This window comes from Lachnospira hominis (ex Hitch et al. 2025) (genome assembly GCF_040096395.1).
In the GTDB taxonomy this organism is placed as follows: domain Bacteria; phylum Bacillota; class Clostridia; order Lachnospirales; family Lachnospiraceae; genus Lachnospira; species Lachnospira hominis.
The window spans coordinates 70,910-91,204 of sequence record NZ_JBBMES010000005.1 but is presented as its reverse complement, the minus strand read 5'-3'; the positions used below and the strand labels follow the sequence as shown (position 1 = coordinate 91,204).

Sequence of the window (20,295 nt, the reverse complement as noted above, 5' to 3'; positions counted from 1 at the left end):
CCTGCTCGGCGGCGTTATCGGTATCTCGATAATGTGCCTTATGCAGATCAACCGAATCAGCCGCACACCAAATATCCGAAAGGAGGACGAGGAGCTGTGAAACGAACAGTCAAAAAACAGTTTTGGTTTTCAAAGGCGGAAGCACAGGACTTGCAGAAGAAAGCAAAGAAAGCCTGTCTGACCGAAGCGGCGCTGATTCGACTGCTGCTTCGTGGCTATGAGCCGAGAGAAAAACCGGACGAGAGATTTTATGACGCTATGCGGGAACTATCCGCTATCGGCAACAACATCAATCAGCTCGCCATTAAAGCGAACGCCCTCGGCTTTGTGGATTCGCAAATGCTGAAGAATGAGGTGCTGAGGTGGCACAAGTTTCAGGCGGCGATTGAGCGTGAATTTCTGCGCCCTGAAAAAAGCGGTCTGAAATGGCAGTAACAAAGCTTTGGAAGGTAAGCGTCCGGCTCGGTCAGGTACTGGACTATACGACCAATCCTGAAAAGACCGCCAACCCCGAATATTCGCTCGAAGATTATCAGGCGCTCAAAGATGTGCTTGCCTATGCAAAGGACGAGGAGAAAACGGAACACGAGTTTTTCTGCGACGGTATCAACTGCAATGTGGCGATGGCTCGTGACCAGTTCATTACCGTAAAGGAGCAGTTCGGCAAGACGGACGGGATTCAGGCATATCACGGGTATCTGAGCTTTAAGGAAAACGAGGTCACGCCCGAACAGGCGCAGCAGATCGGAATGGAGTTTGCAAGGAAGATGTGGGGCAAGCGGTTTCAGGTGGTCGTCACTACCCACCTGAACACCAAACATCTCCACTGCCATTTTGTCATCAACTCCGTTTCCTTTGTAGATGGGAAGCGGCTGAAAGACAAAGAAAAGTCTTGGTACTACTTCCGCCATATCGCCGATGAGATATGCTTGGAACATAAGCTGTCCATTGTAGAAAAGCCGGAGCTGCACAGATCGCCCGCCTATCTTACGATGAAGGACGAGGCGGGTATGCCTACCCGATACAACAACGCAAAAAAAGCGATTGACGAAGCGATTGCGATGAGCCGCAACCTGCGGCAGTTCCAATATGAACTGGGCGTGATGGGCTATCACTCGAATTTCAGTCCCAATCGTAAGTATGCGACGGTCACACCGAAAGGCAGTGAAAAACCGATACGGACTTATCGGCTCGGCGAGGAATACACCAAAGAGAAAATCCTTGAGAGGCTTATCGCCAACAGGGATAATATCGTGTTCAAGCCGTTCCAGCCAAAGACCTATATTGTCCGGCAGTACCGCCTGCCCACAAGAGAACATAAAATCCAAAAGGTCGGCGGGCTTTACGGCTTGTATCTATACTATTGCTATCGGCTCGGCTACCTTCCGAAGCACAATCAGAAACAACAGAATACGGCGAGACTTCACTATCTTCTCAAAGATGATTTGATGAAGATGGACGAACTCACCAAACAGGTAACGCTGCTCGGCAAGCACCAGATCGGTACGGACGAGCAGCTCTTTTCATATAAGCGGTCGGTTGAGGACGAAATCAAAACCCTTACCGCCGACAGAACACATCTCCGAAATGAAATACGAAAGGTAGATATATCAGATGAACGGCTGTCGGCGGCAAAGGCGAAAATCTCTGCAATCTCCGAACGCTTGAAAGAGCTTCGCAAAGAAGTAAAGCTCTGCGACGGGATTGCGAAGCGGTCAGGCGTAATTGCCGATACCCTTTCGCAAGTCAAGGCAGAGGAAGAAAAATCTCAAAGAAAGGAGTCCCGAAACTATGAACAACGGCGGTGACGCAGCAGAACAAATCGTCAGGCTGTCGCTTGAAGGATTTGAAGTGGCTGTCCGGCTCACAGGCTCGGCGGCGAAGAATATCGCTATTCTGTTAGCTTCCGTGCTGAAGCAGGAAATCAGCCAGTCGAATAAGACACGAGGAAAAGCACGGCTTACCAATATGATTAAGTCCGGCAAGGAGCTGAAGGTTTTTTCGTTCCAGCAGAAAGATTTGCCGAAGTTTACCGAGCAGGCGAAACGGTACGGCGTCCTTTACTGCGTTCTGCGTGATAAAAATACCAAGAGCGATACGGCGATGGTCGATATTATCGCCCGTGCGGAGGACGCTGCGAAAATCCAGCGAATTTCCGACCGCTTTGAACTCGGTAAAGTCGATAAGGCTTCCATTGTTTCCGAAGCGGAAAAGGCTGTGGCAGACCGTGAAGCGACTGCCAATGAAGTGCCTACGAAATCAAGAGGCGAGATCATCGTGGAAGAAGCGATGGGAAAGCCAATGCAGAAGGAGGGAAATTCCCACCAAAACCCCTCGGTCGCAAAGACAGACAAAAGCCCTCTGTCCGAGCGAGACTCAGAAACGACAGGTACGCACACTGATAAGGGTGTCGCAAAGGCGGCGGATAAAAAGCCTTCGGTCAAGGAAAAGCTCGACCGATACAAGGCGGCTGCCAAAGCGGAAAAGGAAGCAGAGCGTACCGTGCCGGAGGCTTCCAAAGAGAAGCCGAAAACCCCTGAAGCCAATCGGCAGACCGTTCACAGGCAGCCGAAAAAATCCAAGAAACCGAAAGAGAGGTAAATCAATATGACCAACGATTTTAAGAGTAAGCAAAGCAGCGGCGCAAGACCGCCGAGACTTTCGCCGGAGGAATACGCCGCCAAGAAAAAGGCGGAGAAAGAAGCCATTTATCAACTGCTCGACAATACTGCTTCGGAAGTGGTGCAGTCGCCGGAAAAATTCAAAGCCTACCTTGATGTGCAGAGCCGTATGGACAGGTACACGGCGAACAATGCGCTGCTGATGTATAAGCAGTTCCCGCAGGCAAGCCAGATCAAGGAATTTGACGATTGGGCGGCTGAGGGTGTTAAGGTCAATAAAGGCTCCAAGACCTTTATTATCCTTGATCCGTATGAGTACACCAAGAAAGACGGGACAATCGGCATTGATTTCAACTTGAAAAGAGTGCTGGATGTTTCGCAGACCAACGGCAAGCGCCCCGCCGCCCCGACCGCTAACCGTGATCCGAGAAAGCTGGTGGCGGTTATGCTCGACAGCGCCCCGATCAACATTGAAAGCACCAATGAGTTGCCCTATCCCGATATGGGCGCTTTTTATAAAAATGAAGATCAGACGCTTTATGTGAAGCGGGACATCGGCGACAGCGTTGCCCTCTGCCAGTGCGTCGCTCAGGAACTCGGTCACGCCGAGCTTTCTATGAACAGCGAGGTATACAGCCGCAGGGATATGGGATTTCAGGCGATGTGCATTGGGTATATGCTTTGCAGAAAATACGGAGTCGATACGCAGAATTTCGCTATCGACCGTATCCCCGACGAACTGAAAAACAAAGAGCCGAAAGAAATTAAAGCTGAACTCGGCAAGACGCAGAAAGCATTTAAGGAAATTACCGCCCGTGTTTCCGACGAGCTGTACCGCCAGCGGGCGGAGCGCTCAAAGGAACAGGAGAGATAACCGGAGGTAGCTGCGATGAAAGAAGAACTCTACCATATCGCTTTGGACGATTATGAACACGGTGTTGTAATCCGTTCCCTGAACGATAAAAAGACCGACCTCAAAAAAGAGGGCAAGTCCACCGACGCCGTAGACGATCTGATTATTAAAATCGGTCACGCCCCAAGACGCAAGTTCAAAGTGGTAGAAAAGGAATCCTGCCGTGAATCGAGATAGCAACAAGCAGTCTGCGATTATCCTTGCGGTTATTGGGATTCTTCCCGTTGTGTGGCTCGGCTTATTGATAGCGCCGTCCGTCAAGGGCGGTCTGCCGGAGATACTGCCGAGCCTTTTGACGGCATTCAATGATCCGTTCCATATCGAGCTTTGCGGGGACAGCTTAAAAACTGTCCTCGTTCTGCTTTTGCTCTATGGAATGGGGATTGGGATTTATCTGTCTACACGGAGGAACTACCGCAGGCGTGAGGAACACGGCTCTGCGAAGTGGGGCAGCGCAAAAGCCATTGACAAAAAGTACCGTCAAAGCCCGCCCTCGGAAAATAAGCTGATGACGCAGAATGTCCGGATCGGACTCAATGCGAAAAAGCACCGCCGCAATCTCAATACTCTGGTGTGCGGCGGCTCCGGCGCAGGCAAGACGAGATTCTATTGCAAGCCGAACTTAATGCAAACAAGCAATTCCTCTCAGGTAATTTTAGATCCAAAAGGGGAAATTCTGCGTGATGTCGGCAATCTGCTTGAAAAAGCAGGCTATGAGATCAAGGTGCTGGACTTGATTTCAATGGAGAAAAGCCATTGTTACAACCCGTTTGTCTATCTCAGGAACGACAACGATATTCAGCGCCTTGTGACCAACCTTTTTAAGAGTACCACCCCGAAAGGCTCTCAATCCAACGATCCTTTTTGGGATACTGCGGCGAGTATGCTTTTACTCGCCCTTGTTTTTTATCTGCACTACGAAGCGCCGGAGGAGGAACAGAATTTTGCTATGGTAATGGAAATGCTCAGGGCGGCGGCGATTGAGGACGAGGAGGACAACCGCCCTTCTCCCCTCGACAACCTGTTTGCCGATTTGGAAATGGATAATCCCGACCATATCGCCCTGAAATACTATCGTTCCTACCACTCCGGCTCGGCAAAGACTTTGAAATCTATTCAGATTACCCTTGCCGCAAGATTGGAGAAATTCAATCTTGAAAGCTTAGCGGCGCTGACTTCCGCCGATGAGCTTGACCTTGCTTCAATGGGCGAGAAGAAAACGGCGCTGTTTGCGTTGATACCGGATAATGATTCGAGCTTTAATTTCCTCGTCAGTATCCTTTACACACAGCTTTTCCAGCAGCTTTTTTACTCCGCCGACCATATCCACGGCGGCAGCCTGCCGATACCCGTCCATATGCTTATGGATGAGTTTGCCAATGTGAGCTTGCCCGATGATTTTGACAAGATACTTTCCGTTATGCGTTCAAGAGGCGTGTCGGTATCCATTATCCTGCAAAATCTGGCGCAGTTAAAGGCTTTGTTTGAGAAGCAATGGGAATCCATCATAGGCAACTGCGATGAATTTCTCTATCTCGGCGGCAATGAGCAGAGTACGCACAAGTATGTGTCCGAGCTTTTAGGCAAGGAAACGATTGATACGAACACTTACGGGAAAAGCGAGGGGCGGAGCGGGAGCTACTCGACCAATTATCAGATTTCCGGTCGTGAGCTGCTTACCCCTGACGAAGTGAGAATGCTCGACAACCGCTACGCTATTTTGTTTATCCGTGGCGAGCTTCCGGTAATGGATTTGAAGTACGACATTTTGAAACACCCCAATGTGGTGTATACCGCAGACGGGAAAGGAGGCGTGTATCAGCACGGCGAAGTCACAAAAAATGTGGCGACCATTGAAACCTTGTATGTTGATCTCGACAGTGTTCCCGAAATGGAGCTTTCGGAAACGACTTACGAGCTGTTGTCCGATGAGGACTTTGAAAACTTAACAAATTGATTGGAGGAAAACAGAATGAACATTTTTCATAAGACGCAGAAGAAAGAAACCCGCAGACTGCCGATGACCGGAAAGGTAAAGAAAGGCTTTCGTTACTACTGTATGGCGGTTTTGAGCCTGACCGCTATTTTTGCGATGTCTACAACGGCTTTTGCCGCAGGCGATCCGCTTACCGTTGTCAATAACCTGTCCGATTTCATTTTCGGCTTTATCCGTGCGATTGGTCTGATCTTGCTCGGCTTTGGTATCGTTCAGGTAGGTCTTTCCCTGAAATCCCACGATCCTTCGCAGAGGGCAAACGGATTTCTGACGCTGGCTGGCGGTATCATTATCGTTTTTGCGAAAGAAATCCTCACTCTGATTACGGGCTAACCCTTACGCAAACGACACTCAGGGGCGTTCTTGGATTATTTTTCAGGAACGCCCCATTTTTCTTTTTAAGGAGGTGCTACGAAATTGAGTGATAACTGGGTAGTTCAGAATCTCCAGAACGCCCTCGAAACTTGGAATGAAAAACTCGCTGAGATATGGCAGCTCATTACGACTACGCCGCAGAACTTCAAAGGCGGCGGGATATGGGCGGTCATTGTCAATATCAACGGCGCTGTGCAGGCGATTGGTCTTGCGCTTTTGGTACTGTTCTTTGTGGTCGGTATGGTACGCACCTGCGGCAGCTTCAGTGAGGTAAAAAAACCGGAACACGCTGTCAAGCTTTTTATCCGATTTGCTATTGCAAAAGCAGCGATTACTTATGGTATGGAGCTAATGCTTGCCCTTTTCAATATCGTGCAGGGTACAATCGGCACGATTATGACCGCCGCAGGCTTTACTTCCGCACAGCAGACAACCTTGCCGCAGTCAATGATCGACACGATTGAAAGCTGCGGCTTTTTTGAGAGTATCCCATTGTGGGCGGTTACGCTCATCGGCGGCTTGTTCATTACGGTTATGTCATTCCTGCTCATTATGACGGTGTATGGAAGATTTTTTAAGTTATATATGTATACGGCGCTCGCCCCGATTCCGCTTTCCACCTTTGCGGGAGAGCCGAGCCAAAATGTGGGGAAATCGTTTATCAAAAGCTACTGCGCCGTGTGCCTTGAAGGTGCAGTGATCGTTTTAGCCTGTATTATCTTCTCACTGTTCGCTTCTTCCCCGCCTGTGGTCGATCCCAATGCGGCAGCAGTTACGCAGGTATGGTCATATATCGGCGAGCTGCTCTTTAATATGCTCGTTTTGGTCGGCTCGGTGCGGATGTCTGACCGGATTATCCGTGAGATGATGGGACTGTAAGGAGAACAGAATGAAACGAATATACAACAAATTCAAGGGCTACACCCTTGCAGACTGCGATTGCAGATATTGCCTGTATTACGGAGGGCGGCGGAAAGGCAAAGTTACTTGCCTTGCGGACAAATGTGTCTGCGCCGATGAAATCCGGCAGGCACAAAAACGAAAAGAAAGGAGTTCCTAAATGGAAGTCAAAATCAACAGAGAAATCAGGAATTACACAGAAGCGATGTTTTTCGGACTGTCACTGCGGCAGTTCATTTTTTCTGCCTGTGCCTGCGTGGTGGCGGTGGGTATCTATTTCCTGCTCAAGCCCTATGTCGGCACGGAAACCGTATCGTGGATGTGCATTTTGGGAGCCGCACCCTTTGCGGCTCTTGGTTTTGTTAAATATAACGGAATGACCGCAGAGAAATTCATCTATGCGTGGATCAAATCAGAGTTTTTAATGCCGAAGAAGCTCACCTTCCGTTCAACGAATACCTACTACGAGCTGTTCAAGCCGAGTATTGAAGCAAAAGCAAAGGAGGCTATGAAATCGAATGATTAAAACACTTACCAATCTCCGCAAGCAGGAAAAGGAAAAGTTTATCGTGCCGAAGGGCGTTCAGGATGTGATCCCCATTACCGCCATTTATGACGACGGTATTTTTCAGATCGGGAAAGACAAGTTTTCCAAGACCTATAAATTTTCAGATATTAACTATGCTGTTGCCAGCCGTGAGGACAAGGAAGCAATGTTCCTTGAATACTCGGAACTGCTCAATTCCCTCGACTCCGGAGCAACGACAAAAATCACAATCAACAACCGCCGTTTAAATCGGCTGGACTTTGAGAACAACATTCTTATCCCGATGAAAGGCGACAGCCTCGATGAATACCGTGAGGAATACAACAAAATCCTTTTGGAGAAAGCGACGGGAGCAAATGCTATCGTGCAGGATAAGTATATAACGATTTCCGTCAACAAGAAGAATGTTGAGGACGCAAGGAATTATTTTGCCCGTGTGGGCGCTGACCTAATCGCCCATTTTAGCCGGCTCGGCAGCAAATGCGTGGAGCTGGAAACCGATGAAAGGCTGCGTATCTTCCACGACTTTTACCGTGTGGGGGAGGAATCCTCTTTCCACTTTGATATAAAGGAAACCCGCAAAAAGGGACACAGCTTCAAGGACTATATCTGTCCCGACTCAATGGAATTTGAAAAGGACTACTTCAAAATGGGCGACCGTTACGGGAGAGTCCTTTTTTTGCGTGAGTACGCTTCTTATATCAAGGACAGTATGGTGGCGGAGCTGACCGATCTTAACCGCAATCTGATGATGTCGATTGATGTTGTCCCTGTGCCGACTGATGAAGCGGTACGGGAAGCGGAAAACCGTCTGCTCGGTGTGGAGACGAATATTACCAACTGGCAGAGGCGGCAAAATTCCAACAACAACTTTTCGGCGACCGTTCCCTATGATATGGAACAGCAGAAAAAGGAAATGAAGGAATTTCTCGATGATTTAACGACGAGAGATCAGAGAATGATGTTCGCCGTGATTACTTTCGTGCATACGGCGGATTCCAAAGAACAGCTTGATAACGACACGGAAGCGCTGCTTACCACAGCGAGAAAGCACCTTTGTCAGTTCGGCGTGTTGAAATTCCAGCAGGTGGACGGGCTGAATACGGTTATGCCATTCGGTGTGCGGAAGATTGATACCTTCCGTACCCTTACAACTGAAAGCCTTGCCGTGTTTATCCCGTTTCGGGTACAGGATATTTTTCACGAGAACGGTATTTATTACGGGCAGAATGTTATCAGCAAAAATATGATTATTGCCGACCGCAAGCAGCTCCTCAATGGTAATTCCTTTATTCTTGGTGTATCCGGCGGCGGCAAGTCCTTTGCCGCAAAGGGCGAGATTGAGAATGTGATTCTTTCATCAGAATCAGATGTTATCATCATTGATCCGGAGCGGGAATATTCACAGCTTGTGAAGGCGCTCGGCGGCGAGGTTATCCATATCTCCGCTACTTCCCAAAATCATATCAACGCTATGGATATGACGAAGGAATACGGCGACGGGGCGAATCCAGTCATTCTGAAATCGGAGTTTATTATGTCCCTGTGCGAGCAGCTCATCGGTGGCAGCAACCTCGGCGCAAAACAGAAATCCATTATCGACCGCTGCACCGCCAGCGTGTACCGCACCTATCAGCAGAATAACTATCAGGGCGAAGTGCCGACCTTGCAGGATTTCAGGGCGGAGCTTCTCAAGCAGGACGAGCCGGAGGCGCAGGAAATCGCCCTTGCCATCGAGTTGTTTACCAACGGCAGCTTGAACACCTTTGCGAAGCATACGAATGTGGATACCAATAACCGCCTGATCTGCTATGACATTTTAGACCTCGGCAAGCAGCTTATGCCGATTGGTATGCTGGTCGTTCTCGACTCCATCTTAAACCGCATTACGCAGAACAGGGCGAAAGGCAGAAACACCTTCATCTTTATTGATGAAATCTATCTGCTGTTCCAGCACGAGTATTCTGCTAATTTCCTCTTTACCCTTTGGAAGCGTGTGCGTAAATACGGGGCGTATGCGACGGGTATCACGCAGAATGTGGACGACCTTTTGCAGAGCCATACGGCAAGGACAATGCTCGCAAACTCCGAATTTATCATTATGCTCAATCAGGCTTCCACGGACAGGCTGGAGCTGGCGAAGCTCTTAAATATCTCCGACCTTCAGATGTCGTATATTACGAATGTGGAAGCCGGACACGGGCTTATCAAGGTGGGCAGCTCCCTTGTACCGTTCGCAAATAAATTCCCGAAAAATACGAAGCTGTATAAGCTGATGACAACAAAACCGGGCGAGAGCGCATAAGCTCCCGCCCCTTGTTTTAGAAAGGAAACGGCAATGAGAAAAAAGATTTGTATTGCACTGATGGCGGCGTTTATCGTCTTGCTCGGCGTCAGCAGCTATTTCATTATCGACCATTACAAGGAGGCGAAACATCAGGAGCAGATGTACGATTCTCTCGTACAGCTCGTAGAGGACAGCGAAACCGAGCCTGCCGAGCCGATTATCTATTCGGAAGATAAGACGATACTGCCGGAGCTTACCGAGCTGTACCGTCAAAACAATGATTTGGTCGGCTGGATTTGCGTGGAGGATACGAACATCAATTATCCCGTTATGCAGACGGTGGATAACCCGAACTACTATCTAAAGCGTGGATTTGATAAAGAATACAGTTCTTACGGCTGCCCGTATGTGCAGGAGGATTGTGATGTCTTAAAGCCCTCGGACAATGTAGTAATCTACGGTCATCATATGAACAACGGCTCGATGTTCGCCGACCTTGAAAAATTCAAGGACAAGGATTTCTGGCAGGAACATAAAACGATTGCTTTTAATACCCTGACAGAGAAAAATGAGTACGAAATCCTTGCGGTTTTCAAAACCGTTGTCTACACCGACAGCCCGGAAGCCTTCAAATATTACCGCTTTACGGACGCTCAGTCGCCGGAGGAATTTGACGCTTATATTGATAAGTGCAAGGAGCTTTCCCTTTACGACACGGGCGTATCGGCGGAGTACGGCGACAAGCTGATAACGCTTTCCACCTGTGAATACTCCCGTACAAACGGAAGGCTTGTCGTTGTGGCGAAAAAAGTAACAGAAAGCAGTGGTGCAAATGCTCCCGCAAATGACGGGGCGGCAGAGATACCGAGCTAATGCCCTGATAAAGAAGCTGTGCGCCAATTATGATGACGGGAACTGTCTGCTTCTCGATGAGGGGGAAGGCTGCGTCTGCGTACAGAGTATATCCTACTCGCTTTTGTGCAGGTATTTCCGCAATGCGGTGCTTCCGGCAGATCCGGCGTTGGAAGCGGCGATACTTGGAACGCACCCTGACAGGTGCGTTTTCTGCGGCGCTCCCATTATCAAGCGTGGCAACAGGAAAAAGTATTGTGAGAAATGCGCCGGTATCGCATACAAAAGGCAGCAGGCAGAGTACGCAAGAAAAAGGCGCACAGAATCGAAAAATAGAGGGTAAAAAGTCCTTGATTTAAGCGGCTTTTCAGCCCTCGCACTTTGAGGGGCAAGGTGTTGATACCTTTTCCCCTCTTTTTTTACTTCAAAGCGTCCAAAGGCGCTTGGAAAGGAGGTTTTCTATGCCGGATATTAAGACAAGGGATACTCTGAAAGGCACGATCAAAACGATTGATAAATCGGCGGTTGCCGCTGAGCGTATGAAATCCGCCTTTATCCAGACCAAAGAAAAAGCGGAACATTCCGTTGATGTCCCTGAAAGCAGTGCGGAGGAATACGCTTCCAACCGTTTGGAAAGCGGTATCGACCGAGTTTCCCACGAAGCCATACACCAATTTGACAAGCAAGGGCGCAAGGGCGTTCAGGCGACAAAGCAGAATATCGTCAAGGCAAAGGACGGTATTCAGAAATTCAAGGAAAAACGGGCGGCGCAGTCGCTTCAAAAACAGGCGCAGGCGGCAGTTCCACGAAAAAACGTCGGTCAGAGTATCAAGACGGTGGAACAGCCGAAGAAGGCAGTAAAAGAGTCTGCCCGTTCCGCAGGGAAAAAGACGATTAAGACGGTTGGGAAAGGCTCGGCGAAAACAGCGCAGAAAACGGTAAAAACCGCAGAGCGCACCGCTAAAACGACCGTCAAGACAGCGCAGCGTACCGCAAAGGCGGCGCAGAAAACGGCGCAGGCTACGGTCAAGGCTTCTCAAAGGGCAGTTCAGGCGGCACGGGCAGCGGCTCGTGCCGCCGTTGTCACGGCGAAAGCAATCGCAAGAGCGATATCGCTTGCGGTCAAGGCGATTATCGCCGGAACAAAGGCATTGATCGCCGCAATCGCCGCAGGCGGCTGGATAGCGGTTTTGGTCATTATCGTGATTTGCCTGATTGGTATGATTATCGGCTCCGTGTTCGGTATCTTTTTCTCAGGCGAGGATTCCGGCACGGGTATGAGTATGCAGACCGTTGTGCAGGAGATCAATACGGAATACGATATCAAATTGCAGGACGAAAAAAACTCGGTATCTTATGATGTCCTTGAAATGAGCGGCAGCCGTGCCGTTTGGAAAGAAGTGCTTGCGGTGTATTCCGTCAAAGTCAACACCGATCCGGATAATCCCCAAGAGGTTGCGACGATGGACGAATCGAAAAAGCAGCTTCTCACGGACATCTTTTGGGAGATGAACGAAATAAGCTCCAGCACCGACACCAAAAACGAGACGGTCATTACTGAAACCGATGACGGTCACGGAAATATCGTGGAGACGGAAAGCACGGTCACGCAAACCTATCTGTATATCACGGTCAGCCATAAAACCGCCGATGAGATGGCGGCGCAGTATGGATTTAACGAGGAACAGAAAGAGTATCTCGCAGAGCTGCTTGTCGATGAAAACAATTCGCTGTGGTCGCAGGTGCTTTACGGGATTATGGGAACGGACGATCAGATTGTAACCGTCGCCCTCTCTCAGATTGGAAATATGGGCGGAGAGCCATACTGGTCTTGGTACGGTTTTAATTCCCGTGTTGAGTGGTGCGCTTGCTTTGTGAGCTGGTGTGCTAACGAGTGCGGGTATATCGACGCTGGCGTGATTCCGAAATACGCAGGCTGCGTCAACGGCGTACAATGGTTTAAGGAGCGTGGGCAATGGCTGGACAACAGCGCCGAGCCTACACCCGGAATGATTATCTTCTTCGATTGGGCGGACGAAAGCGGTCAGGACGGATTATCCGACCACACAGGTATCGTCCAAAAGGTGGAAAACGGCAGAGTTTATACGGTTGAAGGTAACTCCGGAGATTCTGTTCGTCAGAAAAGCTATCCGGTAGGATATTATGAGATACTCGGCTACGGTGCGCCTGCCTATTAGAAAATAAATAGGCGTTGCCGACTGGCAACGCCTTACTTACATAATAAAGAATAATTCTAAGTGATGTCAAGATAGGCTGTTTGCTTTCGTAAAGTATGCCACTTGACGAGTCCAATTTAGACTTCAAAAATTAATTATAATTATACATAGTGTTGTCGGATTTGTCAATATGTCGGCAGAAAATAGCGAAAATTTTCGCTCGAACCGATTTTTTGGAGCTCATAAAAGGGACTTAGGGGCATTAAAAGATAATAATAGCCGTCATTTTTTCCGTCAATACAAAAAATAAATGGAGGAATGACTTATGTCAAAAAAAGGTGAGAACATTTACAAAAGGAAAGATGGACGATGGGAAGGCAGATATATTCGGTGCTATGATGAAAATGGAAAAGCAAAATACGGATATATTTACAGTAAAACATATAATGAGACAAAACAGAAGCTGATATTGAAAAAGAGCGATACAGGCAAGCAGTTTGAGAACCTATCTAATAGCACTACCCTGTACAATGAAATTCTTGATTCGTGGTTGCAGTCTGTAAGGATCAATGTAAAGGAATCTACATACGCTCGTTATTCACACTTAATAGATACTCATATTCGTACTCACTTAGGTCAATATCAAATTACAAAAATTAGTACGCAGCTTGTAGAAGGGTTTGTAAATAATCAATTAAACAATGGACGATTAAAAGATGGCAGTGCTTTATCATCTAAAACCGTAATAGATATACTGACAATAGTTAAAAGTTCAATGGAATATGCAAAATACAATAATTTAAATGTAATTTGCAATCTTAGTAAACTGACAGTAAAGAAAAAAGACAGAGAGATGAGAGTGTTAAATTTATCGGAACAAAAGGCGTTGCTCAATGTTCTACTCCATGATATGGATTTGTGCAAATTCGGAGTAATACTTTCCCTGTATACGGGTATTCGAGTCGGGGAATTATGTGCATTGCAATGGGAAGATATTAGTCTTTCTAATTCCATCCTCAAAGTACGAAAAACTATGCAGAGAATTCAAGATACCAATGTTGGCGCAACAACAAAAACCAAAATAATTATTACAGAACCTAAAAGTCAATGCTCAATTCGTGATATTCCTTTACCAGCATTTATTGTTGACATAGCAAAACAATTTGCCGATGTACCAAAAGCATTTATTCTGTCGGGTGAAAAAAAGAAATATATAGAACCACGCACAATGCAAAATAGGTTCAAGGCATTGGTTGTAGAGAGCAAAATTGATGATGCAAATTTTCACTGCCTTCGGCATACTTTTGCGACAAGATGTGTAGAAGTTGGCTTTGAAATTAAAAGTCTAAGCGAAATTCTCGGTCACGCTAACGTAAATATTACGCTTAATCGCTATGTTCATTCGTCATTTGATCTAAAGTATAGCAATATGAACAAGTTGTCACTTCCCGCTTAAAGCCGTCAATATTTCCGTCAATAAGCAGCACAAATGTCCCGTAAAACAGGGCTTTTGTGCTGCTTGTTCTTCAAGTGGCATACTTTACGAAAGTGTTTTACAGGAGGGTGATATGCAAGGATGACTCAGCCTATTACAAGGAAAAACTATATGGATTATTGGCGATTCACACCTGAAGAAAAAGATCAACTTATAAATCGCTTGGCAAAAGAACTTCCCGCTCTTCGAGGTGCAGCTAAAGCTACTCAAGATGAACTCGCAAATGCGATTGGTGTTTCCAGACAAACATATAATGCCGTAGAAATGCTAAAAAGAAAAATGACATGGAGCACATATATGGCTTTAATTTTGTTTTTTGACTATAACCCTAACACACATGATACTATTAGACAGCTTGACGCATTTCCATACCATTTAGATGAATGCTGGTTAGCTGGAAAGATGGATCAAATGAAGGGGGATTAATATTGAGGGCGGAGAGCATAGAAAAAGAATTGCAAACTTTCCAAGCTGCAATAAAAAATTTAAGTTCAGATATAAGTAACGCTTCCTGTCTATGGAGCGATGAAAAATTTTCGCAATTATCAGCTTCAATAGGAGTAATTGCAAATCAATCCAAAGATGTACTTGTCGCAGGCGAAAAATGTTGTGCATCGATTGCTAAGCTAAATAAAATCATGGAAGAAAAGTATTAGGAGGTCGTAGCGTGGTAGATGTAACAACAGAAGCATTACAAACTGTAAAAAGCGCTTTGGCGACCTTTCAATCCGACATAGATGGTTTATCTATGCGTGCAACCAATAATGCAGACGATATTACAGAAGAATGTAAAAATCATATTAAGCAAACTAAAGCGGAAATTGTTCAGGTAGAAGCACAGATTGCAGCGTTAAATAAACAAATTGCTGGCATGGAAGCGAAGATTGAACAAGCGACAAGTCAATATAGCACTTTCCTTACAAAAATTCCCCAATTAGAGAATAATATACATTCTCTAAATTCGAGGATTTCGGCATTAAACTCGCAAATAGCATCGTTGAGATCGCAACTTGCTAATACTGAAGATGATAACGAGCGTCAGCAAATTCAAGAACAGATAAATGTGTTAAGCCGTCAAGTTTCACAATGCGAAACAGAGAGAAGTCAGTTGGAAAGTGAATTACAAAATTCCGAGCAAAAGAAAGCTGAACTTCAGCAAACGATAAATTCAGCGAAATCTCAAAAATCACAATGCGAGAGTGAGCTTTCTGTTCAGAAGAACAGATGCAATAAAATGAAAGATAAACTTGAACGCTTGAATACGACGTTTAGCCGAGTTGAAGGAGATTTGAACGCTTATGTTGAAGCAACAAAAAAGTTTGAGGGTAACTCGTTAGATAAAGTTAAGCACAATACGACTGCTATTGAAAAATGTGTAGAGAGTATCGAACAATATTTATCTACATCGCTTTGATTTTTTCGGAGCAAACACTAAACAATAAAAATAATTAGGAGGTCATAGTATGGCAAGTGGTGTTTCAGTCAAAAGTGAAGCCATTAAATCTGGAATCGGATGTTGTAAAACAGCAATTCATGAGTTACAAACGGCATCTCGAGAATTGTATTCGGGCTATCAACAGGCAGGTTCTGGAGGTTGGAAGGATCAAAAGTATGCAGCTTTAGGTGGAATTGTGGACGAATGTTGTAGTGCATTAACCGATCCAATTAGCGATTTACAAGATTGCATACAAAATTTACAAGCATTGCTTCATGCTGTTCAAGCATATGAAGAGACAAGTTTATAAGGAGGACAAGATAATATGGCAGTTAAAGCATCTCCAGAAACAATTAGAGAAATGAGAGGTATTATTGCAAATACCATTAAAGATATTGAAAAAATTAGCAGCGGTATTAGAACAGGTATATCTGCTACAGAAGATTGGGAAGATACACAAGCTGCTCAGTTTAACATGTTAATGCAGCGGATAGCAAGATTTACTGAGAAGCCAATAGAAACACTTCAAAAGGCTTTACCAAAATTGGAAAAATTGGCTCAGTCTTTAGATCAATATAATAGAGTGAAATTTTAGTTTACGAGGAGGAAAGAAATATGGCTTTTTGTACCAAGTGTGGTTCTCAAATATCGGATGATGCTAAATTTTGTACTTCATGTGGACAACCAATATCAACCAATGGAGAAGAAAAGGGGACTGGAAATACTGATATTCCGGTATTCACACCTCCAAATAGTGGACGGAAGCAAAAAAATGAGGACAATGGAATTCCTACATTTACCCCTCCGTCCCCCACTTTTGAACCCCCCAACAATCCTAAACCGCAATTTAATGGTCCTGCTTGCTATTATCATAATACTGAACCTGCTGTAACAAGATGCCCTCGCTGCGGAAAGCCATTGTGTCAGGATTGCGCTGAGTCTTATGGGTTTACTTCTGGTGAATATGCCGGAAAATCACTCTGTTATGACTGCACTATGGAGATATGGAAGAACGATGAGGCAACATTAAATGCAAACTATTCGAAAATTAGGACGCAGAGAGTCTTATGCCTTGTCGGTGTAATTATTGGTGCAGTTATTGGGTTGTTTTGGGGACTCAGTTCTATTGGTAGCGGGACTGCTGGAGAGGTGTTTGGAGCTACACTAATCTTGACTATCGCCTGTGCTGCTATAGGCGGAAGCTTTTCAGTTTATATTAGAGGCGTTGGTTCTCATCTGGCTGGATGTTTTGTATCAACAGGAAATATAGTTCTTTCCATATGTATAGGTATAGCTAAGTTCATATTCTGGCTTATAGCTTATGCTGTAGTTGCACTAATCGAGACTGTAAGAAAGTTGATATCTTATACGGCATATATGAAACATACAGCAAACTATGTTGAACAAAATAACCGTGCAATGCAGTCTTTGCAGGATTACATGGAATATACACTTGTTAGAAACCAAAATAAAGGTGTTGATATTAAGACTTTACTTGCCGAAGATAGCAAACTCGCTGACAATTCTTTTGCTCAGATGGTTCAACAGCAAGGCGAAGATGCAGCAGAAGCTAGTATTCGTCAACAAGTTGCCTATATTAATGAGTTTGGTGAAGTTGTTAGAGATTTTGCAGCTTAGAATTAGTTGTGATTTTTGCAAATTAAAATAGGAGGAATATATCATGGACAATAATATTGAAAATGCAGTTGCTGCGAGAAGAGCATTATTGGCAGAAATGTTGAAAAACGGAGAACCTGTAGCTGTAACAGCGACTGGTGAAGTTATGGATACACAAGAAGCAGCTGAACAAGGATTATCAAATATTCAGCCTCCTGAAGGTAAATTGGCATAAGGAGGGTGCGAAATGGCTTATTATTGGTATCAAAGTGATCCGCAGCTTTATCAATTAGAAGTTACTGCGATGAGAAAATATTTCCCTTCTTTTTCAATTAATCAACTTCAAGATGGTTCTGGAAGATTATATTGGCGAGGAAAGGTTCAGCCTGCCGGTAAAGGTGGAATGGTGTGGGATATAATGCTTATATATAAAAATACGCATCCTCATGCCGAAGAAGGAGAATACGGTGGTTCTGTACAAATATTGCCTTTAAGCCCGAGACTGAAGGATATAGCACAAAAGACTATGCCACTTATGGAAAAAGCATACGGTTCATATGAAAATGCTGCGGCGCATGGTTTTGGATTAGGATTGCCCCATATTTATCGTAGCAATTTTGGGAGAGATGAAGAGTATTTTATATGCACAGCCGATCCGAAGTATTTTAAGGCTGGCCAAAATCGGTCAACAACAGCGGCATCAGCTTTAAGCTGGGCATGTAAATGGATTCTTCTATGCGAGATGTGGTTAAATGGGGAGATTGGTGACGATGTAGCTCTGGAAGGCAATTATTAAATGCTTAAACCTCCAAACTCTCTTGCAAGTGCAATGAGGGCTTGGAGGTTTCATATTTGGCAGGAGGTTATGGCAAATGAGAGCGGTTTTTTCAAACAGAGCATATGCCTCTGTTCTAGCGGAAACAACTGAAAAAATCAAAACGGAAACAGGTGGTCTATTTTTAGGAACAATACAAAATGATACTTGGTATATTATTGAGTCTATAGACCCTGGACCAAAATCAATTTTTGAGGTTGCATATTTTGAATATGATCAAAAATATACTAAGCATTTAATTAACAAGATCGCTAATTTATACGATACAAAGTTTGATTTAATTGGTCTGTGGCATCGTCATCCCGGATCTTTCGACCAGTTTTCATCTACTGATGATGGTACAAATGCAAAATACGCTTCTATGAGAGAAGAAGGGGCTATTTCTGCACTCGTCAACATAGATCCTACCTTTAGGATTACGATGTATCGGGTAGACAGACCTTGCAATTATCAGAAGATTGCATATGATGTTGGCGACAATCTTATTCCAGATGACCTTTTGAAATTCAAAACACCAGAACGTTTTTTTGACATTATGAATAAGATTCGGTATTCGTCTTCTACAAGAGGAAGCTCTGCTGAGGGATACCACAAATCAATCAGTTTGGCATCATTTATGTCTTTTATTTTGCCACAGTTAAAAAATAGTGAGCGTACGAAACATGAAGATAACGGCGTAATATCTGTGCCGGCGGGGGAATTTATACCACCTAAAAAAGAACATGTACAAGAAATGCTTATTGACGAAGTCATTGATGACATAACTTTTATGGCGGACTCGCTTGGAATTGAAACATCTATTTTTCAAAACGAATATAACGGTCTTACCGTCTGTCAGGAGGCAATAGACGAAACAACAAAGCTTTCTTTTAGTCTTAATATCTTGGAATCTACGGTTGTACTTTCGTATAACAACAAGTTTTATAATTATCGAAAAGGTCTATTTACAGAAGCCTTTGGTAAAGCCAAAGCTGAACGAGAGAGAAAAGGCGAATCGGAGAGTAGAGTTAAACCGAGAAAACAAGCAGGAGTTATTGACTCCGTTATAAAGATAATTAGATTTAACAGAAACGAGGAATAAGAATATGGAGATCAAAAGACCTAAAAATTTCTTCGGAGAGGATATACCTCTTACAGTTTTTATTTCCGAAGAACAACTCCACAACAAGGAGTGTGTAAAAGTTTACGGTAAGTATTTTGAGGATACAGGAATTTTCAATGTTTTCCCTGCTGAATTATCTGATAAGGGCGAATATCTTGGTGATGTTCTTCCTGAAGGTAGCACACCTTCCGTTGAAGGCTTCTGCGGTGTAATTACTAATGAAGGAATTGAGTTTTATTGGAGTGGAGAGAAGATTGTAACCGAGTCATATGGTTTATATCAGAGTATTTTTTCAAGAAACAAAGGTATTCTTGAAACTGACGTTATGAAGAAAAAATGTGCAGTTATCATCGGTTGTGGCTCTGTTGGTAGCTTAGTAGCTATGGAGTTAGCAAGAGCAGGCGTTGAAAAGTATGTATTGTGTGATGCTGATACGCTTGAATATCACAATGTATGTCGTCATCAATGCGGTATTGAAGATGTTGGCGATCTGAAAGTAAATGCTCTTAAAAGAAAGATCTTGAATATCAATCCGAAAGCAAACATAAAGACTTTCGGCGGTATCATTCAGAATATTCCTAAAGATATTCTTGATGAAATGTGTGTCCCGTTTGAAACTATATTTGTTGGATGTGGTGATAACAGAACAGCCGATGTTTATGCAAACAAGATTGCTATCTATTTCGATGCAGCTTTTATTTCTATAGGATTTTGGGAAAGAGCTTATGCTGGAGAAATCTTCTATTATTTGCCGCATAAGAATATGCCTTGTTATAAATGTGCATTAGGCAGCGGAGATCTTTCCGGTCGTGTAGAAGCAAACCATCATGTTTATTCAAATCAAGAAAATGTTGAGAGCGTTAAGTTTGAACCCGGTATTTCTGTTGATATTAATTTTATTACAAGTATTGGTATAAAGTTAATTATTGATATTTTGAACTCTACTAATGAGGGGTATATTCCTCGTTTGCTAAATAACCTAAAACAATACACTCTCGTTTGCAACACAAGTAATCCTGAGATTGGCGGCGAAATGGTCGAAATCTTTAGCTATCCGTTGCAGGTTACAACCTCTTTGGTTGTAGGATTTGGCAAAGAGTGTGACGGTAAGTGTAATTTCGAATTAGAAGCAAAGTAAGAAAT

Annotated in this window: 25 protein-coding genes; all 25 read left to right on the top strand. The window is 44.7% G+C overall.

All coding sequences use genetic code 11. The features are described from left to right. The first annotated feature begins 96 nt into the window (after positions 1-96). The 25 genes from WMO38_RS06570 (at position 97) to WMO38_RS06450 (ending at position 20,290) form a co-directional block, all read left to right on the top strand. Positions 97-435, top strand: coding sequence for a plasmid mobilization protein (locus WMO38_RS06570; protein ID WP_349161950.1), 339 nt, complete (start codon positions 97-99; stop codon positions 433-435). Continuing rightward, entirely contained in the window at positions 426-1,808 is a 1,383-nt protein-coding gene (locus tag WMO38_RS06565; RefSeq protein ID WP_349161949.1) for a relaxase/mobilization nuclease domain-containing protein, read from the top strand. The genes WMO38_RS06570 and WMO38_RS06565 overlap by 10 nt, the downstream gene beginning before the upstream one ends. Beyond that, entirely contained in the window at positions 1,792-2,601 is an 810-nt protein-coding gene (locus tag WMO38_RS06560; protein WP_349161948.1) for a PcfB family protein, read from the top strand. The genes WMO38_RS06565 and WMO38_RS06560 overlap by 17 nt, the downstream gene beginning before the upstream one ends. Positions 2,602-2,607: 6 nt before the next feature. Next, positions 2,608-3,495 (top strand): LtrC-like protein, encoded by an 888-nt coding sequence (locus WMO38_RS06555; RefSeq protein WP_349161947.1) that lies wholly within the window; start codon positions 2,608-2,610, stop codon positions 3,493-3,495. Between the two features lie 15 nt (positions 3,496-3,510). Continuing rightward, on the top strand, positions 3,511-3,711 hold the full coding sequence (locus WMO38_RS06550; RefSeq protein ID WP_022278669.1) for a hypothetical protein: 201 nt from the start codon (positions 3,511-3,513) through the stop codon (positions 3,709-3,711). After that, complete coding sequence (locus WMO38_RS06545; RefSeq protein WP_349161946.1) at positions 3,698-5,491, top strand: VirD4-like conjugal transfer protein, CD1115 family; 1,794 nt, start codon at positions 3,698-3,700, stop codon at positions 5,489-5,491. The genes WMO38_RS06550 and WMO38_RS06545 overlap by 14 nt, the downstream gene beginning before the upstream one ends. Before the next feature lie 15 nt (positions 5,492-5,506). Beyond that, positions 5,507-5,863, top strand: coding sequence for a glutamyl-tRNA amidotransferase (locus tag WMO38_RS06540; RefSeq protein WP_155219427.1), 357 nt, complete (start codon positions 5,507-5,509; stop codon positions 5,861-5,863). An 84-nt stretch (positions 5,864-5,947) separates the two neighbouring features. Beyond that, on the top strand, positions 5,948-6,784 hold the full coding sequence (locus WMO38_RS06535; RefSeq protein ID WP_257362754.1) for a VirB6/TrbL-like conjugal transfer protein, CD1112 family: 837 nt from the start codon (positions 5,948-5,950) through the stop codon (positions 6,782-6,784). 10 nt (positions 6,785-6,794) lie between these two features. Beyond that, positions 6,795-6,965, top strand: a complete 171-nt coding sequence (locus WMO38_RS06530) for a hypothetical protein (RefSeq protein ID WP_349161945.1) — start codon at positions 6,795-6,797, stop codon at positions 6,963-6,965. Next, a complete protein-coding gene (locus WMO38_RS06525) occupies positions 6,966-7,331 on the top strand; it encodes a PrgI family protein (RefSeq protein WP_055194921.1) in 366 nt (121 codons plus the stop codon). It abuts the gene before it with no gap. After that, complete coding sequence (locus WMO38_RS06520) at positions 7,324-9,657, top strand: VirB4-like conjugal transfer ATPase, CD1110 family (RefSeq protein ID WP_349161944.1); 2,334 nt, start codon at positions 7,324-7,326, stop codon at positions 9,655-9,657. Before WMO38_RS06525 ends, WMO38_RS06520 begins: the two co-directional genes overlap by 8 nt. 33 nt (positions 9,658-9,690) lie before the next feature. Next, entirely contained in the window at positions 9,691-10,512 is an 822-nt protein-coding gene (gene srtB, locus WMO38_RS06515) for a class B sortase (protein WP_349161943.1), read from the top strand. Further along, the gene (locus tag WMO38_RS06510; protein WP_435390998.1) at positions 10,472-10,834 is read left to right on the top strand and encodes a cysteine-rich VLP domain-containing protein; all 363 of its coding nucleotides are present in this window, start codon (positions 10,472-10,474) and stop codon (positions 10,832-10,834) included. The genes srtB and WMO38_RS06510 overlap by 41 nt, the downstream gene beginning before the upstream one ends. A gap of 118 nt (positions 10,835-10,952) precedes the next feature. After that, a complete protein-coding gene (locus WMO38_RS06505) occupies positions 10,953-12,689 on the top strand; it encodes a CHAP domain-containing protein (RefSeq protein ID WP_349161941.1) in 1,737 nt (578 codons plus the stop codon). A gap of 304 nt (positions 12,690-12,993) precedes the next feature. Beyond that, the gene (locus tag WMO38_RS06500) at positions 12,994-14,124 is read left to right on the top strand and encodes a tyrosine-type recombinase/integrase (RefSeq protein ID WP_349161940.1); all 1,131 of its coding nucleotides are present in this window, start codon (positions 12,994-12,996) and stop codon (positions 14,122-14,124) included. Between the two features lie 120 nt (positions 14,125-14,244). Next, positions 14,245-14,589, top strand: a complete 345-nt coding sequence (locus tag WMO38_RS06495; RefSeq protein ID WP_349161939.1) for a helix-turn-helix transcriptional regulator — start codon at positions 14,245-14,247, stop codon at positions 14,587-14,589. 2 nt (positions 14,590-14,591) lie between these two features. After that, on the top strand, positions 14,592-14,819 hold the full coding sequence (locus WMO38_RS06490; protein ID WP_349161938.1) for a hypothetical protein: 228 nt from the start codon (positions 14,592-14,594) through the stop codon (positions 14,817-14,819). A gap of 11 nt (positions 14,820-14,830) precedes the next feature. Then, positions 14,831-15,577: a hypothetical protein gene (locus tag WMO38_RS06485; protein ID WP_349161937.1), complete on the top strand. Its 747-nt coding sequence runs from the start codon at positions 14,831-14,833 to the stop codon at positions 15,575-15,577. A 49-nt stretch (positions 15,578-15,626) separates the two neighbouring features. Next, on the top strand, positions 15,627-15,908 hold the full coding sequence (locus tag WMO38_RS06480) for a hypothetical protein (protein WP_349161936.1): 282 nt from the start codon (positions 15,627-15,629) through the stop codon (positions 15,906-15,908). Positions 15,909-15,923: 15 nt separating this feature from the next. Continuing rightward, complete coding sequence (locus tag WMO38_RS06475; RefSeq protein ID WP_349161935.1) at positions 15,924-16,193, top strand: hypothetical protein; 270 nt, start codon at positions 15,924-15,926, stop codon at positions 16,191-16,193. Between the two features lie 20 nt (positions 16,194-16,213). Continuing rightward, a complete protein-coding gene (locus WMO38_RS06470; RefSeq protein WP_349161934.1) occupies positions 16,214-17,236 on the top strand; it encodes a zinc-ribbon domain-containing protein in 1,023 nt (340 codons plus the stop codon). A gap of 43 nt (positions 17,237-17,279) precedes the next feature. Continuing rightward, a complete protein-coding gene (locus WMO38_RS06465; RefSeq protein WP_349161933.1) occupies positions 17,280-17,450 on the top strand; it encodes a hypothetical protein in 171 nt (56 codons plus the stop codon). A 12-nt stretch (positions 17,451-17,462) separates the two neighbouring features. Then, entirely contained in the window at positions 17,463-18,011 is a 549-nt protein-coding gene (locus tag WMO38_RS06460) for a hypothetical protein (protein WP_349161932.1), read from the top strand. Positions 18,012-18,087: 76 nt separating this feature from the next. Continuing rightward, positions 18,088-19,131 (top strand): Mov34/MPN/PAD-1 family protein, encoded by a 1,044-nt coding sequence (locus WMO38_RS06455; RefSeq protein ID WP_349161931.1) that lies wholly within the window; start codon positions 18,088-18,090, stop codon positions 19,129-19,131. Between the two features lie 4 nt (positions 19,132-19,135). Continuing rightward, a complete protein-coding gene (locus WMO38_RS06450; RefSeq protein ID WP_349161930.1) occupies positions 19,136-20,290 on the top strand; it encodes a ThiF family adenylyltransferase in 1,155 nt (384 codons plus the stop codon). The last annotated feature ends 5 nt before the right edge of the window (positions 20,291-20,295 follow it).

Bases quoted from the DNA above. Each gene is read 5' to 3' on its own strand.
- WMO38_RS06560 (WP_349161948.1), top strand. From the start codon at position 1,792: ATGAACAACGGCGGTGACGCAGCAGAACAAATCGTCAGGCTGTCGCTT.
- WMO38_RS06555 (WP_349161947.1), top strand. From the start codon at position 2,608: ATGACCAACGATTTTAAGAGTAAGCAAAGCAGCGGCGCAAGACCGCCG.
- WMO38_RS06520 (WP_349161944.1), top strand. From the start codon at position 7,324: ATGATTAAAACACTTACCAATCTCCGCAAGCAGGAAAAGGAAAAGTTT.
- WMO38_RS06450 (WP_349161930.1), top strand. From the start codon at position 19,136: ATGGAGATCAAAAGACCTAAAAATTTCTTCGGAGAGGATATACCTCTT.
- WMO38_RS06565 (WP_349161949.1), top strand. From the start codon at position 426: ATGGCAGTAACAAAGCTTTGGAAGGTAAGCGTCCGGCTCGGTCAGGTA.
- WMO38_RS06505 (WP_349161941.1), top strand. From the start codon at position 10,953: ATGCCGGATATTAAGACAAGGGATACTCTGAAAGGCACGATCAAAACG.
- WMO38_RS06500 (WP_349161940.1), top strand. From the start codon at position 12,994: ATGTCAAAAAAAGGTGAGAACATTTACAAAAGGAAAGATGGACGATGG.
- WMO38_RS06530 (WP_349161945.1), top strand. From the start codon at position 6,795: ATGAAACGAATATACAACAAATTCAAGGGCTACACCCTTGCAGACTGC.
- WMO38_RS06475 (WP_349161935.1), top strand. From the start codon at position 15,924: ATGGCAGTTAAAGCATCTCCAGAAACAATTAGAGAAATGAGAGGTATT.
- WMO38_RS06510 (WP_435390998.1), top strand. From the start codon at position 10,472: ATGCTCCCGCAAATGACGGGGCGGCAGAGATACCGAGCTAATGCCCTG.
- WMO38_RS06455 (WP_349161931.1), top strand. From the start codon at position 18,088: ATGAGAGCGGTTTTTTCAAACAGAGCATATGCCTCTGTTCTAGCGGAA.
- WMO38_RS06540 (WP_155219427.1), top strand. From the start codon at position 5,507: ATGAACATTTTTCATAAGACGCAGAAGAAAGAAACCCGCAGACTGCCG.
- WMO38_RS06460 (WP_349161932.1), top strand. From the start codon at position 17,463: ATGGCTTATTATTGGTATCAAAGTGATCCGCAGCTTTATCAATTAGAA.
- WMO38_RS06525 (WP_055194921.1), top strand. From the start codon at position 6,966: ATGGAAGTCAAAATCAACAGAGAAATCAGGAATTACACAGAAGCGATG.
- WMO38_RS06465 (WP_349161933.1), top strand. From the start codon at position 17,280: ATGGACAATAATATTGAAAATGCAGTTGCTGCGAGAAGAGCATTATTG.
- srtB (WP_349161943.1), top strand. From the start codon at position 9,691: ATGAGAAAAAAGATTTGTATTGCACTGATGGCGGCGTTTATCGTCTTG.
- WMO38_RS06470 (WP_349161934.1), top strand. From the start codon at position 16,214: ATGGCTTTTTGTACCAAGTGTGGTTCTCAAATATCGGATGATGCTAAA.
- WMO38_RS06480 (WP_349161936.1), top strand. From the start codon at position 15,627: ATGGCAAGTGGTGTTTCAGTCAAAAGTGAAGCCATTAAATCTGGAATC.
- WMO38_RS06550 (WP_022278669.1), top strand. From the start codon at position 3,511: ATGAAAGAAGAACTCTACCATATCGCTTTGGACGATTATGAACACGGT.
- WMO38_RS06495 (WP_349161939.1), top strand. From the start codon at position 14,245: ATGACTCAGCCTATTACAAGGAAAAACTATATGGATTATTGGCGATTC.